The following is a 15,341-nucleotide window of genomic DNA, read 5'->3' as shown; positions in this document are numbered from 1 at the left end:
GCGATCACCCTTCTGGGTGGTCGCCTTTCGGCGTTCCCCGGGAAGGGCGTGGCGGGGTCCCCGAGGGCCGCCGGAAGCGGAGTATGGTGATCTTCGCCGTGCGCCCCGCACACCGGGGGGCCTTGACGAACCGCACGCAGCGCGCAATTCTCAGGACGCGTCGTCACAACGATCCGATTCCGAGGCATGGATCGACGACTGAACGGGCAGTATCGAGGTGCGCCGCATGGCGCGAGTAGCGCGGAGTTGAGAGCAACGAGGGTCGCGAAGAACTCGCCCTGGACATCAGTGAGCCAAGTGGCTACACTGACCCTTTGCGCTGCCTGTTAGCTGCCCCCTGCCCGTCACCAGGGGCATACCTTCGCATCCGCTTCGTCGACAGACCCCGTCTGACCTGGCCTTTTGGCTATTTCAGGAAATGTCCGACGCGAAGCGCTGCTGGGGACCGGTACGCGCGTAGTGAGTCCGAGCCCTCGGAAGGACCCCCTCTTGGCCGCCTCGCGCAACGCCTCGACCAATACGAACAACGGCGCAAGCACCGCCCCGCTGCGCATCTCCTTTGCAAAGATCAAGGAGCCCCTCGAGGTTCCGAACCTCCTCGCGCTGCAGACCGAGAGCTTTGACTGGCTGCTCGGCAACGCCGCCTGGAAGGCTCGCGTCGAGGCTGCCCTTGAGTCGGGACAGGACGTCCCCACGAAGTCCGGTCTGGAGGAGATCTTCGAGGAGATCTCTCCGATCGAGGACTTCTCCGGGTCGATGTCGCTGACCTTCCGCGACCACCGCTTCGAGCCGCCGAAGAACTCGATCGACGAGTGCAAGGACCGTGACTTCACGTACGGCGCCCCGCTCTTCGTCACCGCCGAGTTCACGAACAACGAGACCGGCGAGATCAAGTCCCAGACGGTCTTCATGGGCGACTTCCCGCTCATGACCAACAAGGGCACCTTCGTCATCAACGGCACCGAGCGTGTCGTCGTGTCGCAGCTCGTCCGCTCGCCGGGCGTCTACTTCGACTCCTCGATCGACAAGACGTCCGACAAGGACATCTTCTCCGCCAAGATCATCCCGTCCCGGGGTGCCTGGCTGGAGATGGAGATCGACAAGCGCGACCTGGTCGGTGTCCGCATCGACCGCAAGCGCAAGCAGTCCGTCACCGTCCTCCTCAAGGCTCTCGGCTGGACCACCGAGCAGATCCTGCAGGAGTTCGGCGAGTACGAGTCCATGCGCGCCACCCTGGAGAAGGACCACACCCAGGGCCAGGACGACGCGCTGCTCGACATCTACCGCAAGCTGCGTCCGGGCGAGCCGCCGACCCGTGAGGCCGCTCAGACGCTGCTCGAGAACCTCTACTTCAACCCGAAGCGCTACGACCTCGCGAAGGTCGGCCGCTACAAGGTGAACAAGAAGCTCGGCGCCGACGAGCCGCTGGACGCCGGCGTGCTCACCACCGACGACGTCATCGCCACGATCAAGTACCTGGTCAAGCTCCACGCGGGCGAGACCGAGACGATCGGCGAGAACGGCAACGAGATCGTCGTCGAGACCGACGACATCGACCACTTCGGCAACCGTCGTCTGCGCAACGTCGGCGAGCTCATCCAGAACCAGGTCCGCACGGGTCTGGCTCGTATGGAGCGCGTCGTCCGCGAGCGCATGACCACGCAGGACGTCGAGGCGATCACCCCGCAGACCCTGATCAACATCCGCCCGGTCGTGGCGTCGATCAAGGAGTTCTTCGGAACGTCGCAGCTGTCGCAGTTCATGGACCAGAACAACCCGCTGTCGGGTCTGACGCACAAGCGTCGTCTCTCGGCGCTGGGTCCCGGTGGTCTGTCCCGTGAGCGGGCCGGCTTCGAGGTCCGAGACGTGCACCCGTCCCACTACGGACGCATGTGCCCGATCGAGACCCCCGAAGGCCCGAACATCGGTCTGATCGGTTCGCTCGCCTCGTACGGCCGCGTCAACGCGTTCGGCTTCATCGAGACGCCGTACCGCAAGGTCGTCGACGGCCAGGTCACCGACGAGGTCGACTACGTCACCGCCGACGAGGAGGACCGCTTCGTCATCGCGCAGGCCAACGCCGCGCTCAACGACGACCTGCAGTTCACCGAGCCGCGCGTCCTGGTCCGCAAGCGTGGCGGCGAGGTCGACTACGTCGAGCCGTCGGACGTGGACTACATGGACGTCTCGCCGCGCCAGATGGTGTCGGTCGCGACCGCCATGATCCCGTTCCTCGAGCACGACGACGCCAACCGCGCCCTCATGGGCGCGAACATGATGCGTCAGGCCGTCCCGCTGATTAAGTCGGAGGCCCCGCTCGTCGGCACCGGCATGGAGTACCGCTGCGCCACCGACGCCGGCGACGTGCTCAAGGCCGAGAAGGACGGTGTCGTCCAGGAGCTGTCGGCCGACTACATCACGGTCGCCAACGACGACGGCACGTACATCACGTACCGCCTGCACAAGTTCTCCCGCTCCAACCAGGGCACCTCTGTGAACCAGAAGGTCGTCGTGGACGAGGGCGACCGCGTCATCGAGGGCCAGGTCCTCGCCGACGGTCCCGCCACCGAAGACGGCGAGATGGCGCTCGGCAAGAACCTGCTCGTGGCGTTCATGCCGTGGGAGGGCCACAACTACGAGGACGCGATCATCCTGTCGCAGCGCCTCGTGCAGGACGACGTCCTCTCCTCGATCCACATCGAGGAGCACGAGGTCGACGCCCGTGACACCAAGCTCGGCCCGGAGGAGATCACCCGGGACATCCCGAACGTCTCCGAGGAGGTCCTCGCCGACCTCGACGAGCGCGGCATCATCCGCATCGGTGCCGAGGTCGTCGCCGGCGACATCCTGGTCGGCAAGGTCACGCCCAAGGGCGAGACCGAGCTGACCCCGGAGGAGCGCCTGCTCCGCGCGATCTTCGGTGAGAAGGCGCGCGAGGTCCGCGACACCTCGCTGAAGGTGCCCCACGGCGAGATCGGCAAGATCATCGGCGTGCGCGTCTTCGACCGCGAGGAGGGCGACGAGCTTCCCCCGGGCGTGAACCAGCTGGTCCGCGTCTACGTCGCCCAGAAGCGCAAGATCACCGACGGTGACAAGCTCGCCGGCCGTCACGGCAACAAGGGCGTCATCTCGAAGATCCTCCCGATCGAGGACATGCCGTTCCTGGAGGACGGCACCCCGGTCGACATCATCCTCAACCCGCTGGGTGTCCCGTCCCGAATGAACCCGGGACAGGTCCTGGAGATCCACCTCGGCTGGCTCGCCAGCCGCGGCTGGGACGTCTCCGGTCTCGCGGACGAGTGGGCGCAGCGCCTCCAGGCGATCGGCGCCGACCAGGTCGCCCCCGGCACCAACGTCGCGACCCCGGTCTTCGACGGTGCGCGTGAGGACGAGCTCGCGGGCCTGCTCCAGCACACCATCCCGAACCGCGACGGCGAGCGCATGGTGCTCCCGACCGGTAAGGCGAGGCTGTTCGACGGCCGCTCCGGCGAGCCGTTCCCGGACCCGATCTCCGTCGGGTACATGTACATCCTCAAGCTGCACCACCTGGTCGACGACAAGCTGCACGCGCGTTCGACCGGCCCGTACTCGATGATCACCCAGCAGCCGCTGGGTGGTAAGGCCCAGTTCGGTGGCCAGCGCTTCGGTGAGATGGAGGTGTGGGCGCTGGAGGCGTACGGCGCCGCGTACGCCCTCCAGGAGCTGCTGACGATCAAGTCCGACGACGTGACCGGCCGCGTGAAGGTCTACGAGGCCATCGTCAAGGGCGAGAACATCCCTGAGCCCGGCATCCCCGAGTCCTTCAAGGTGCTCATCAAGGAGATGCAGTCCCTGTGCCTCAACGTGGAGGTGCTGTCCTCGGACGGCATGTCCATCGAGATGCGCGACACCGACGAGGACGTCTTCCGCGCAGCGGAGGAGCTCGGCATCGACCTGTCCCGGCGCGAGCCGAGCAGCGTCGAAGAGGTCTGACGGGAGTCCGGCCCGGGGACTCGGTGACACACCGCCGAGTCCCCGGCCGGCCCCAGGACCCCCGTATCAGACCCCACAGCCTTACAACCCTGAGAGGGATTGACGCATAGTGCTCGACGTCAACTTCTTCGACGAGCTCCGGATCGGTCTGGCCACCGCTGACGACATCCGTCAGTGGAGCCACGGCGAGGTCAAGAAGCCGGAGACCATCAACTACCGCACGCTCAAGCCCGAGAAGGACGGACTCTTCTGCGAGAAGATCTTCGGTCCGACCCGGGACTGGGAGTGCTACTGCGGCAAGTACAAGCGCGTCCGCTTCAAGGGCATCATCTGTGAGCGGTGTGGCGTCGAGGTCACCCGCGCCAAGGTGCGCCGTGAGCGGATGGGCCACATCGAGCTGGCCGCCCCCGTCACCCACATCTGGTACTTCAAGGGCGTCCCGTCGCGCCTCGGATACCTGCTGGACCTCGCCCCGAAGGACCTCGAGAAGGTCATCTACTTCGCGGCGTACATGATCACGTACGTCGACGACGAGCGCCGTACGCGTGACCTGCCCTCGCTGGAGGCGCACGTCTCCGTCGAGCGCCAGCAGATCGAGAACCGTCGCGACTCCGACCTGGAGGCCCGCGCCAAGAAGCTCGAGAACGACCTCGGCGAGCTCGAGGCCGAGGGCGCCAAGGCCGATGTGCGCCGCAAGGTGCGCGAGGGTGCCGAGCGCGAGATGAAGCAGCTGCGCGACCGCGCGCAGCGCGAGATCGACCGTCTGGACGAGGTCTGGTCCCGCTTCAAGAACCTCAAGGTCCAGGACCTGGAGGGCGACGAGCTCCTCTACCGCGAGCTGCGTGACCGCTTCGGCACGTACTTCGACGGTTCGATGGGTGCCGCGGCGCTGCAGAAGCGCCTGGAGTCCTTCGACCTGGAGGAGGAGGCCGAGCGCCTCCGCGAGATCATCCGTACCGGCAAGGGCCAGAAGAAGACCCGTGCGCTCAAGCGCCTCAAGGTCGTCTCCGCGTTCCTGCAGACCGCGAACAGCCCCAAGGGCATGGTTCTCGACTGCGTGCCGGTCATCCCGCCGGACCTGCGTCCGATGGTGCAGCTGGACGGTGGCCGCTTCGCGACCTCCGACCTGAACGACCTGTACCGCCGCGTGATCAACCGCAACAACCGTCTGAAGCGTCTGCTCGACCTCGGTGCCCCCGAGATCATCGTGAACAACGAGAAGCGGATGCTCCAGGAGGCGGTCGACGCCCTCTTCGACAACGGCCGTCGCGGTCGCCCGGTCACGGGCCCCGGCAACCGTCCGCTGAAGTCCCTCAGCGACATGCTGAAGGGCAAGCAGGGTCGATTCCGTCAGAACCTGCTCGGCAAGCGTGTGGACTACTCCGCGCGTTCCGTCATCGTCGTCGGTCCGCAGCTGAAGCTGCACCAGTGCGGTCTGCCGAAGGCCATGGCGCTGGAGCTCTTCAAGCCGTTCGTGATGAAGCGCCTGGTCGACCTGAACCACGCGCAGAACATCAAGAGCGCCAAGCGGATGGTCGAGCGCGGCCGCACGGTCGTGTACGACGTCCTCGAAGAGGTCATCGCCGAGCACCCGGTCCTGCTGAACCGTGCGCCCACGCTGCACCGCCTCGGCATCCAGGCCTTCGAGCCGCAGCTGGTCGAGGGCAAGGCCATCCAGATCCACCCGCTCGTCTGCACCGCGTTCAACGCGGACTTCGACGGTGACCAGATGGCCGTCCACCTGCCGCTCTCCGCGGAGGCGCAGGCCGAGGCCCGCATCCTGATGCTGTCCTCGAACAACATCCTGAAGCCCGCCGACGGCCGTCCGGTCACGATGCCGACCCAGGACATGGTCCTCGGTCTGTTCTTCCTGACCACCGACGGCGAGCTCCGTGACACCAAGGGCGAGGGCCGCGCGTTCGGCTCCACGGCCGAGGCGATCATGGCGTTCGACGCCGGCGAGCTCGCGCTCCAGTCGGAGATCGAGATCCGCTTCCCCGTCGGCACCGTCGCTCCCCGTGGCTGGGTTCCCCCGGTCGCCGAGGAGGGCGAGCCGGAGTGGCAGCAGGGTGACTCGTTCCGTCTGCGGACGACCCTGGGCCGCGCGCTCTTCAACGAGCTGCTGCCCGAGGACTACCCGTTCGTCGACTACTCCGTCGGCAAGAAGCAGCTCTCCGAGATCGTCAACGACCTCGCCGAGCGCTACCCCAAGGTCATCGTGGCGGCGACGCTCGACAACCTGAAGGCGGCCGGCTTCTACTGGGCGACCCGTTCCGGCGTCACCGTGGCCATCTCCGACGTCGTCGTTCCCGAGGCGAAGAAGGAGATCGTCAAGGGCTACGAGGCGCAGGACGAGAAGGTCCAGAAGCAGTACGAGCGCGGTCTGATCACCAAGGAAGAGCGCACGCAGGAGCTCATCGCGATCTGGACCAAGGCGACCAACGAGGTCGCCGAGGCGATGAACGCGAACTTCCCGCGGACGAACCCCATCTTCATGATGGTTGACTCGGGTGCCCGAGGAAACATGATGCAGATGCGTCAGATCGCCGGTATGCGTGGTCTGGTGTCCAACGCCAAGAACGAGACGATCCCGCGTCCCATCAAGGCGTCGTTCCGTGAGGGCCTCACCGTCCTCGAGTACTTCATCTCCACGCACGGTGCCCGTAAGGGTCTCGCCGACACCGCCCTGCGTACCGCCGACTCGGGTTACCTGACCCGTCGTCTGGTGGACGTCTCGCAGGACGTCATCATCCGCGAGGAGGACTGCGGCACCGAGCGCGGTCTGAAGCTGCGGATCGCGGCGAAGGACGAGGCCGGTGTCCTGCGCAAGACGGACGACGTCGAGACCTCCGTGTACGCGCGGATGCTCGCCGAGGACGTCGTCGTCGACGGCAAGGTCATCGCGCCGGCCAACGTCGACCTGGGTGACGTGCTCATCGACGCCCTGGTCAACGCGGGCGTCGAGGAGGTCAAGACCCGCTCGGTCCTGACCTGTGAGTCCGCCGTCGGTACCTGCGCGTTCTGCTACGGCCGTTCGCTCGCCACCGGCAAGCTGGTCGACATCGGTGAGGCGGTCGGCATCATCGCCGCCCAGTCCATCGGTGAGCCCGGTACCCAGCTGACGATGCGTACCTTCCACACCGGTGGTGTGGCCGGTGACGACATCACCCAGGGTCTGCCGCGTGTCGTCGAGCTCTTCGAGGCGCGTCAGCCCAAGGGTGTCGCCCCGATCTCCGAGGCGGCCGGTCGCGTCCGCATCGAGGAGACCGAGAAGACCAAGAAGATCGTCGTCACCCCGGACGACGGCACCGACGAGACGGCGTTCCCGATCTCGAAGCGTGCCCGTCTGCTCGTGGGCGAGGGCGACCACGTCGAGGTGGGCCAGAAGCTCACCGTGGGTGCCACCAACCCGCACGACGTGCTCCGGATCCTCGGTCAGCGCGCGGTCCAGGTCCACCTGGTCGGCGAAGTCCAGAAGGTCTACAACTCGCAGGGCGTGTCGATCCACGACAAGCACATCGAGATCATCATCCGGCAGATGCTGCGCCGCGTGACGATCATCGAGTCCGGCGACGCGGAGCTCCTGCCGGGCGAGCTGGTCGAGCGGTCGAAGTTCGAGACCGAGAACCGTCGTGTGGTCACCGAGGGCGGTCACCCCGCCTCCGGCCGTCCGCAGCTGATGGGTATCACCAAGGCCTCGCTCGCCACCGAGTCGTGGCTGTCGGCGGCGTCCTTCCAGGAGACGACCCGAGTCCTGACGGATGCGGCGATCAACGCCAAGTCCGACAGCCTCATCGGCCTCAAGGAGAACGTCATCATCGGTAAGCTCATCCCGGCCGGTACGGGTCTGTCCCGCTACCGCAACATCCGGGTCGAGCCGACCGAGGAGGCCAAGGCCGCGATGTACTCGGCCGTCGGCTACGACGACATCGACTACTCGCCGTTCGGCTCGGGCTCCGGCCAGGCCGTTCCGCTGGAGGACTACGACTACGGTCCGTACAACCAGTAAGTAGTGCGAAACCGAAGGGCGGTCACCCCGTGGGGGTGGCCGCCCTTCGGCGTTTCCCCGGGGAGGGGGATCAGCGCGCGGCCAGTTCCCAGACCGCCAGGAGGACGCCCGCGCTCGCCGTCAGCGCGGCGATGCTGGCCAGCGGCCAGCGGGCGCGTTCCAGGGAGTCGAGGCGGGCCTCGTGGTCGGCGAGCTGCTTGTCGGTCTGGTCACTGCGCTGGACGAGCAGCGCGAGCGAGCCGTCGACGCGGGCGAAACCGGCCTCCAGCGTGCCCCGGAGCCGTTCCAGTTCGAGGGCGACGGCGACGGGGTCGTTCGGGTCAGACTCGGTCATCGGCACCGCCGCCCTGGGTCGGCCGCAGCCAGGACGGCAGCAGCTGCTGGAAGACGTCGAGGGCCATCACACGGGCCAGCCCGCCGGCGACGGCCAGCGCCCCCGCGACCCAGGGGAGGGTCGCGGGGATGCCGGAGGCGTCGACGATCGCGGGCAGGACGACGGCGATGCCGACGGCGGACTGGAGGACGGTGCGGGCCGTGCGCTTGGCGGCATCGGACATCGGTGTGCTCCTTGGTGGGGGGTTACTTCGTGTACGGGACCTTGAGCGCGTTCCACGAGGCGGCGCCGGGGACGCCGTCCGCGTCGGAGCCGCGGAAGCCGAGCTTGCGCTGCCACTTCGCGTAGCTGAGCCGGTCGGCCTCGCCCCAGCGGGGGCTCGGGCCGACGGTGTACGCGGAGCAGCCCTCGGCGACGAGGCGGCGGCCCATGGCCGTGATGACCGGGGAGCTCGTCTCCTTGCGGAAGAACGAGGAGCCCGGGAACGGCTGGAGGCGGGGGGCGGCCGGCTTGCCGGCGGCGGGGGCGTTCTTGACGGGCGCCTTGCCGAGCCGGGCCTGGACCCGGTCGCGCATCGTCGGCATCCCGAAGCCCTTGGGGTCGCTCTTCCAGTCGGACCACTCCAGGTGGCCGATCACGGACTTGGCGCCCCACTCGTGGGCCCGGCAGAGGGCGGCGGAGACCCGCTCGATGGCGTCGAGCTGGGCGGCCGGCCAGGGGTCGGCGCCGTTGCCGAGGTTGATGCACTCGAAGCCGTAGAAGCGGGCGTTGCCGTCGACGGCGTTGCTGCTGCCCTGGTGCTCGCGCGGGGCCGGCGGCCGGTCGCCGTAGGTCTCGGTCACGACGGCCTGGAGGACCGACGGGTCGCCGCCGCCGGCGTGGTTCGCGCGGCCGGAGGCGACGAGGTGGACGCTGCCGTCCTTGGCGATGACGCCGTGGCAGAGCGGTCCCGGCAGCCCGTCGTAGCCGTTGTAGCAGAGCTCGACGGAGGAGGCGGTGCCGGTGGAGACGGTGTGGTGGATCATGACGCCGACCACCGGTCCCCAGGTGCCGACGTGGTTGCGGTTGTGGGTGCGCCAGCCGGGGTGCTCGACGACGTTGACGCCTTCGGCGCGGAGTGCGGCGAGGAACCGGTCCGCGGACAGGGGAGTGGCCATCTGGTGTCCTCCAGGCATGAAAAAGGCCCGCACTGCGGCGGGCGTACGGGTGGGGCAGGGGGGTTACGGGGCCGGCTCGGGCTCCGGGGCCGGCTCCGGAGCCGGGGCCCAGGTCGCGCAGAGCGAGGCGTAGGCCGCCCGGCGGGCCTCGAAGTCGGCGAGCGCGGCGGCGACGGCCCGCTGGACGGCGGTCGGGTCGGGCACGGCGGGGACGCCGTTCCTCGCCTCGACGACGGCCAGGCCGTAGCCGCGCAGGGTGGCGTCACCCGGGCCGCTCCTGGCGAAGTCCGCCTGGACGTACACCGACGGGTACTCGCCGGTGAACGGGTCCCGCTCCAGGGTGTAGCCGAGCCCGGTGTCGTAGACGCGTATGGAGAGGGTGTGGCCGTTCTCGGTGACGGAGGCGCGGCCGGCGTAGTCGATGGCCACGCCCCAGGGCTGGGTGGGGTCGATGTTCATGGTGTGCTCCTCTACGGCCTCGTCGGCCGGGGTGGGCGGACGGTCAGGTCTGGGTGCCGTACATGCTGACGGGCTGGGCGTACACCGTGCCGGAGGCGCTGGTGACCTGGGCGTGGATCTCGACGGTCATGACCTTGCCGAACTTGGTCGGCAGGTCGACCGGGAGCAGAGCGGTGTGGTCGAACGACTGCCCGGCGTTCACGGTCGGGCCGAACTGCTGGCCGTCGACCATGACCTTCACCAGGCCGGTCGCGCCGCTGGACGCCCTCGTCACCATCGCCAGCCGCATCTTGGGCTGCCAGACCGGGTTGAAGGACTGCGCGATGGCGGTGAAGGACGTGCTCGTGGTGGACGGCCACTTCGCCACGTTCACGTGGTCCACCGGCGGCATCAGCTGCAGCCACGGCCTGGCGAGGCCGCCGGTCGTGATGTCGTCGGCGAAGAGCTCGTGGTTGTAGCCGTCGAAGACGCGGAGGACCGGCTTGTTGGTGGCGGGGGCGTCCGGGTCGGGACGGATCTCGTTGATGAGAGGACGGGTGTTGACCGCTGTGGACAGGGCCTGGATCCGGCGCTCCATCTGGATCAGCCGGTCGATGATGTCCTCGGGCAGCAGGGCCATCAGCTCTCCTCGAGTGCGAGTTCGGCGGTGTCCGGCTTGCCTCGTTCGGCCGGTTTCACCTTGACGCCGACGATGCGGTAGCGGGCGTCGAGACCCGTCGGGTGCCACTCGTCGGTGATGCGGATGCGGGCGGTGCGCCCGAGGAGTGCCGGGGGGACGATCCCGCCGAGCCGGATGCTGATCTCCGGGATCTGCACGGCCCCCCACGGCGCGTCGACCGCGGCCTGGGCGAGCGAGTTCAGCGTGGCCTTGTCGCTCACCTCGTTGTGGTCCGAGGAGAGGTCGATCTCGGGCCAGAGGTCCGGGAGCGGGTTCTGCGGCCGGCGGAGGTCGGACAGGGTCGGCCTGGACTCCGCGCCGGCGTTGCTGTTGGTCGAGGCGCCCCGGGCCAGGGCCACGGTCCCGCCGCGGGTGGCGTCGTCCGAGAAGGAGTACGACAGGATCACGCCCGGCCGGTCGAAGATCATGTCGGTGGCGCCGGTGCGGATGGGCGAGCCGAGCCGGAGCTGGCGGACCCGCTTGCCGTTGTCGTTCGGGTCGCGGTAGACGAGGACCTGGTACTCGAAGCCCTTGTCCTGGGAGGCGAGCTGGTCGAGGGCCTCCTGGTAGACCGTCTCGTCGCCGTGCCGGTAGGAGACCGTCCGCGTGACGCCGGACTTCTCCTCCCAGTCGCCCACCTCGATACCGCTGTTGCCCAGGCCCGCCGACAGACTGTTCCAGAGGCTGCGGGCGATGACGAACTGGTCGGTCGGCTGGGTGAACTCGGTCTTGAAGGCGTCCGTACGGATGCGGCGCCGGGCCGCGTACGAGTCGAAGGTGGCCGCCTGGATGCCCAGGGTCACCACGCCTCGGCCGCTGGACTGCAGGTTGGTGGTCCAGACGATGCCGCCCCACCACAGGTCTCCGCCGCGCTCCAGGTAGACCGTGGTGCGGCCCGGCTTGATCCGGTGGGCCCGCTCGGCGATGGAGCTGTCGGGTATCGGAACCGTGCCGGACAGGGAGCCGGCCCGGCCGATGTAGTCCTCGAACGACACGTCCCGCAGCGGCAGGATGTCGAGGGTCGTGTCGGTCCAGAGGTCGCAGAAGATGGCCCGGTAGGGCGTGTCGAGTGCCATGGGACAGCCCCCTTACAGGACGTAGGTCGCGGAGATGCGCACGTTCCGGTTGGCGGTGAGCGTGCCGTTGGACGACCAGGTGCGCAGGTTGACCTGGCCGTTGCTGGAGATGTACGCGCCGCCGTTGCCGAAGCCGTCGCACGCGGAGGCCTCGTAGTCGTACGCCGGGCGCCAGCCGGTCGGCAGGGTGCACAGCGGCTCGTCGGTGAGGTTGCCGGCGCTGTCGACGGTGATGGTGGCGCCGCTGCGGGTGACGGTGAGGAGGATGGTGGCGAGGCCCCGGGAGCGCCGGGCGGAGAGGGACACCACCGTCCAGCCGGGCAGCGCGGTCGCGCCGCTGGAGGTCGTCTCCACCTCCACCGGCGGCTGGTAGTTGGCCCACGAGGTGCCGTTCCAGCGCTGGAGGGTGCCGTTGTTGTCGCGGAACTGGCCGGTGTAGCCGCCGACGGAGAGCATCCCGCTGGGGGCGATGCCGCCGATCTCCTTGGGGTAGGCGACCCAGCCGTTGCCGCTCCACCGCTGGAGGTAGTGGGCGTTGTCGTTGTCCTGGTACTGGCCCGGGTAGGAGCCGGGAACGCCGGCGTTGTTGTAGACGGGCAGGATGCCGCCCACGCCGACGAGAGTGGCGCGCAGGTCGGTCATCGCCCCGCCCGCCCAGTCGATGCCGCCGGTTCCGGCCGAGGCCGCGGCCTTCACCTTGACCGTGAAGAGGACGAGGGAGAGCGGGGGAGCGGCCGGGGCTTCCGGCTGCGCCTTCGGCTGGCCCTTGACGATCTCCAGGGCGGCCTCGCTCCGGGTGAGGGTGTCGAACTCGTCGTCGTACACGCGCAGGACGACGAGGTCGATGCGCGGGTTGAGCGGGTCGCCGTCCCCGAAGGTGAGGACGGTGTCCGCGTCGAGGGTGACGGGGTACGCGCCCTGGGCCGAGGGCCCCTGGACGACCGCGCGCCCCTGCTGGACGGTCGCGGTCATCGGGCCGCTGGAGGTCATCGCGAAGCCGCCGACCCGGTACGTCCCGCCGGTCGAGCCCGGCAGGATGCCGGAGCGCGAGGCGAGCGGGTCGACCGGGGTGGTGGCGCCGTGGGCGGTGAGTCGGGTGGTGACACGGGTCTGCCCGGTCGGCGGAAGCCAGCCGCTGCGCAGTGCCATGGTTTTCTCCTGTGGGGTGGGTGGATCCGGACTACGGCAGCGGGTCGACCTTGATGAACGTGTTGTCGAAGCCGGCCTTGAGGGTGGTGGTGTTGGTGATCACCCGGAAGAAGGCCGTGAGCGTGTACGTCGCGCCCGCGGTCAGGTTGGAGTAGCGGCGCGTGTTGGCCGCCGAGATCATGTTCTGGCTGGCGGCGATCACCGCGTAGTCGTCGTCGACGTCGTTGACGACGGTCGCGCCCTGGGTGAGCTTCAGTGCCATGTACGCGTAGTGGTCGTTGCTCGTCGACCGCATCTTGGCGCCGAAGCTGACCGCGACGGCCCGCGACGGCGGGGCGACGAAGCTGACCGTGAGCGGGTTCGTGGCGCGGCCGGCGAGCGTCGAGGTGTACGTGGTCGAGGTGGTGTCGCCGTAGTCGCCGTTGTCGACGAAGTACGGCCCCGGCACCGCAGGGGCCCACGCCGTGCCGTTCCAGCGCTGGAGCTGACCGCCCGTCGAGTCGCGGTACTGGCCCGTGTAGCTGGCCGGGGTGGTGGACGCGGAGGACGGGATGATGCCGCCGAGTGCCGACGGGTACGACACCCAGGTACCTCCGTCCCAGCGCTGGAGCGCGCCGGCCGCGTCCTGGTACTGGCCCGGGTAGGCGCCCGGCAGGACCGCGCCCTCGACCGGGAGGATGCCGCCGAGGGCGACGATCGGGGTCCGCAGGTCCTTGAGCGAACTGGCCCACGGGATACCGCCGTTGCCCGCGCTGGCGCCGGCGGGGACCAGCACCTCGTACAGCGGGAGGCAGCGCGGCGGGATGAGCGGGACCTTCGGGTCCTGCTCGGGCGCGCCCTGGATGATCTCGAGCGTGGCCTCGGTGCGCTCGCCGCCGTCGTAGAGCTTGTCGTGGATCCGCAGGACGAGGAGGTCGATGCGCCGGTACTGGGCGTTGCCCGGCGCGAAGGTCACGACCTCGGAGGCCGGCAGGGTCACGGGGAAGGCACCCTGGGAGACCTCGCCCTGGATGACGGCCCGGCCCTCGGAGACGGTCGCCGACATGGCGGCGGAGCCGAAGGTCCAGAAGCCGGAGAGCCGGTACTGGCCGTCGTACGAGCCGGGCAGGATGCCGGAGCGGACCTTGACGGGGTCGGTCATGGTGGTGGCACCGGTCTGGGTGAGACGGGTGTCCTCGCGGGTCTGGCCGGTCTCGGTGACCCAGCTGCTGCGCAGGTTCATGGGGTTTCTCCGTTCGAGGAGTCGGGGGGCGGTTCAGCGGTCGGGCGGGTCAGGACCTGACCCATTCGGCGGAGAGGCTGCAGGCGTAGCCCGAGCCGCCGAGGGTCTTGATCGCGGCGGTGTGGTTGTGGAAGCCGGCGAGCTGGAGGGTCTCGCCGGCGACGAGACGGACCAGGCCGCTGCCGCCCACGGAGATGGCGCCGTTGCCGGCGGGGGTGAGCCAGGTCAGCCGGGCCTGTCCGACGCCGGCGACGAGGATGCGGGCGCCGCGCATGCCGGTCTGGGAGTCGTTGGCCCAGGTGGCGTGCGCGGAGACCCGCCACCAGCCGGTGCGGGGCACGACGTAGGTGGTGCCCGAGGTCCAGGCGGTGGCGTTGTCGACCTCGACGGTGGGCAGGCTGAGCACGGTCCAGGTGTTGGGAGCGATGCTCTGCTGCTGGGTGGTCTGCCACTGCGTGGCGGAGAGTATGTAGGTCGAGGCGCCCTGGACGAAGGACCAGCCGGAACCGTTCCAGCGGACCAGACCGCCGCCGTTGTCCCGGAACTGGCCGGTGTAGGTGCCGTTGGTCGTGCTGAGCGGGGCGACGCCGCCGATCGCCTGGGGGTACGAGACCCAGGTCGAGCCGTCCCAGCGCTGGAGGAGGCCGGCCGTGTCCCGGTACTGGCCGACGTAGGCGCCCTTGAAGCCGCTGGTCGGCATGATGCCGCCGAGCGCGACGACGGGCCAGTGGAGGGTGGTGACGGCGGTGGCCCAGGCGATGCCGCCGGTGCCGGCCGAGGTGCCCTTCGGGACCCTGATCGTGTAGAGCGGGATCGTGCTGCCGACCCCGGTCTGCGGGACGGTCGGGGTGGCCTCGGGGGTGCCCTTGATCAGCCGGACGACCGCCTCGGTGGGGGTCGTCTGGTCGTAGGCCTCGTCCACCACGGCCAGTTCGATGAGGTCGATCCGGTCGTACTGCGGGTCTCCGTCCGCGATCGTGAAGCTCTCCGGCGCGGTGACGGCGACGAGGTAGGCGCCCTGGGCGGTGTCGTTGCCCTGGACGATCGCGCGGCCGGTACCGATGGTGGCCTGCATGGCCGCGCTGCCGGTCAGGAGGAAACCGCCCGGCACGATGCCCGCCCGCGAGCGCAGCGGGGTCTCCGCGGCGCTCTGGCCGCTGGGGGTGAGCAGGGCGGCGAGGGTCAGGCGGGTGTCCTCGCGGGTCTGGCCGGTGGACTGGAGCCAAGCGGCGCGTACGGTCATGGGTCACATCTCCGAAAGGTCGGGTCGGGTCGGGACGGTCGGTGCGGAGGCACCGCCGACGG

11 protein-coding genes are annotated in these 15,341 nt (G+C 69.1%); 2 read left to right on the top strand and 9 right to left on the bottom strand.

All coding sequences use genetic code 11. From position 1 onward, the window contains the following. Positions 1-489: 489 nt before the first annotated feature. Entirely contained in the window at positions 490-3,972 is a 3,483-nt protein-coding gene (gene rpoB / locus ACIQFX_RS05895) for a DNA-directed RNA polymerase subunit beta (protein WP_367827676.1), read from the top strand. Between the two features lie 109 nt (positions 3,973-4,081). Next, positions 4,082-7,981 carry a DNA-directed RNA polymerase subunit beta' gene (locus ACIQFX_RS05890; protein WP_366304543.1) on the top strand — a complete coding sequence of 1,300 codons (3,900 nt, stop codon included), beginning with the start codon at positions 4,082-4,084 and terminating at the stop codon, positions 7,979-7,981. Between the two features lie 70 nt (positions 7,982-8,051). Here the strand turns inward: ACIQFX_RS05890 and ACIQFX_RS05885 are convergent, their stop codons facing one another. The 9 genes from ACIQFX_RS05885 to ACIQFX_RS05845 form a co-directional block, all read right to left on the bottom strand. Further along, on the bottom strand, positions 8,052-8,315 hold the full coding sequence (locus tag ACIQFX_RS05885) for a hypothetical protein (RefSeq protein WP_402459233.1): 264 nt from the start codon (positions 8,313-8,315) through the stop codon (positions 8,052-8,054). Beyond that, on the bottom strand, positions 8,302-8,538 hold the full coding sequence (locus tag ACIQFX_RS05880; RefSeq protein ID WP_402459232.1) for a hypothetical protein: 237 nt from the start codon (positions 8,536-8,538) through the stop codon (positions 8,302-8,304). Before ACIQFX_RS05880 ends, ACIQFX_RS05885 begins: the two co-directional genes overlap by 14 nt. Positions 8,539-8,560: 22 nt before the next feature. Beyond that, entirely contained in the window at positions 8,561-9,472 is a 912-nt protein-coding gene (locus tag ACIQFX_RS05875; protein ID WP_402459231.1) for a peptidoglycan-binding protein, read from the bottom strand. 63 nt (positions 9,473-9,535) lie between these two features. Beyond that, on the bottom strand, positions 9,536-9,931 hold the full coding sequence (locus ACIQFX_RS05870; protein ID WP_402459229.1) for an ATP-binding protein: 396 nt from the start codon (positions 9,929-9,931) through the stop codon (positions 9,536-9,538). 43 nt (positions 9,932-9,974) lie between these two features. Continuing rightward, positions 9,975-10,550, bottom strand: a complete 576-nt coding sequence (locus tag ACIQFX_RS05865; protein WP_402459227.1) for a hypothetical protein — start codon at positions 10,548-10,550, stop codon at positions 9,975-9,977. After that, a complete protein-coding gene (locus tag ACIQFX_RS05860; protein WP_402459225.1) occupies positions 10,550-11,665 on the bottom strand; it encodes a hypothetical protein in 1,116 nt (371 codons plus the stop codon). Before ACIQFX_RS05860 ends, ACIQFX_RS05865 begins: the two co-directional genes overlap by 1 nt. 12 nt (positions 11,666-11,677) lie before the next feature. Next, positions 11,678-12,814: a hypothetical protein gene (locus ACIQFX_RS05855; RefSeq protein ID WP_402459224.1), complete on the bottom strand. Its 1,137-nt coding sequence runs from the start codon at positions 12,812-12,814 to the stop codon at positions 11,678-11,680. 31 nt (positions 12,815-12,845) lie between these two features. Then, positions 12,846-14,036, bottom strand: a complete 1,191-nt coding sequence (locus tag ACIQFX_RS05850; protein WP_402459222.1) for a hypothetical protein — start codon at positions 14,034-14,036, stop codon at positions 12,846-12,848. 49 nt (positions 14,037-14,085) lie between these two features. Next, positions 14,086-15,279 (bottom strand): hypothetical protein, encoded by a 1,194-nt coding sequence (locus ACIQFX_RS05845; protein ID WP_402459220.1) that lies wholly within the window; start codon positions 15,277-15,279, stop codon positions 14,086-14,088. Positions 15,280-15,341 lie beyond the last annotated feature (62 nt).

Source organism: Streptomyces sp. NPDC093089 (assembly GCF_044754405.1).
Taxonomy (GTDB): Bacteria; Actinomycetota; Actinomycetes; order Streptomycetales; family Streptomycetaceae; genus Streptomyces.
The sequence above is the reverse complement of the archived record's forward strand: the minus strand, read 5'-3'. Positions and strand labels throughout refer to the sequence as shown.

Coding starts and splice junctions, on each gene's coding strand:
- ACIQFX_RS05845 (WP_402459220.1), bottom strand. CDS start 15,279: ATGACCGTACGCGCCGCTTGGCTCCAGTCCACCGGCCAGACCCGCGAG.
- ACIQFX_RS05870 (WP_402459229.1), bottom strand. CDS start 9,931: ATGAACATCGACCCCACCCAGCCCTGGGGCGTGGCCATCGACTACGCC.
- ACIQFX_RS05855 (WP_402459224.1), bottom strand. CDS start 12,814: ATGGCACTGCGCAGCGGCTGGCTTCCGCCGACCGGGCAGACCCGTGTC.
- ACIQFX_RS05865 (WP_402459227.1), bottom strand. CDS start 10,550: ATGGCCCTGCTGCCCGAGGACATCATCGACCGGCTGATCCAGATGGAG.
- ACIQFX_RS05875 (WP_402459231.1), bottom strand. CDS start 9,472: ATGGCCACTCCCCTGTCCGCGGACCGGTTCCTCGCCGCACTCCGCGCC.
- ACIQFX_RS05860 (WP_402459225.1), bottom strand. CDS start 11,665: ATGGCACTCGACACGCCCTACCGGGCCATCTTCTGCGACCTCTGGACC.
- ACIQFX_RS05885 (WP_402459233.1), bottom strand. CDS start 8,315: ATGACCGAGTCTGACCCGAACGACCCCGTCGCCGTCGCCCTCGAACTG.
- ACIQFX_RS05880 (WP_402459232.1), bottom strand. CDS start 8,538: ATGTCCGATGCCGCCAAGCGCACGGCCCGCACCGTCCTCCAGTCCGCC.
- ACIQFX_RS05850 (WP_402459222.1), bottom strand. CDS start 14,036: ATGAACCTGCGCAGCAGCTGGGTCACCGAGACCGGCCAGACCCGCGAG.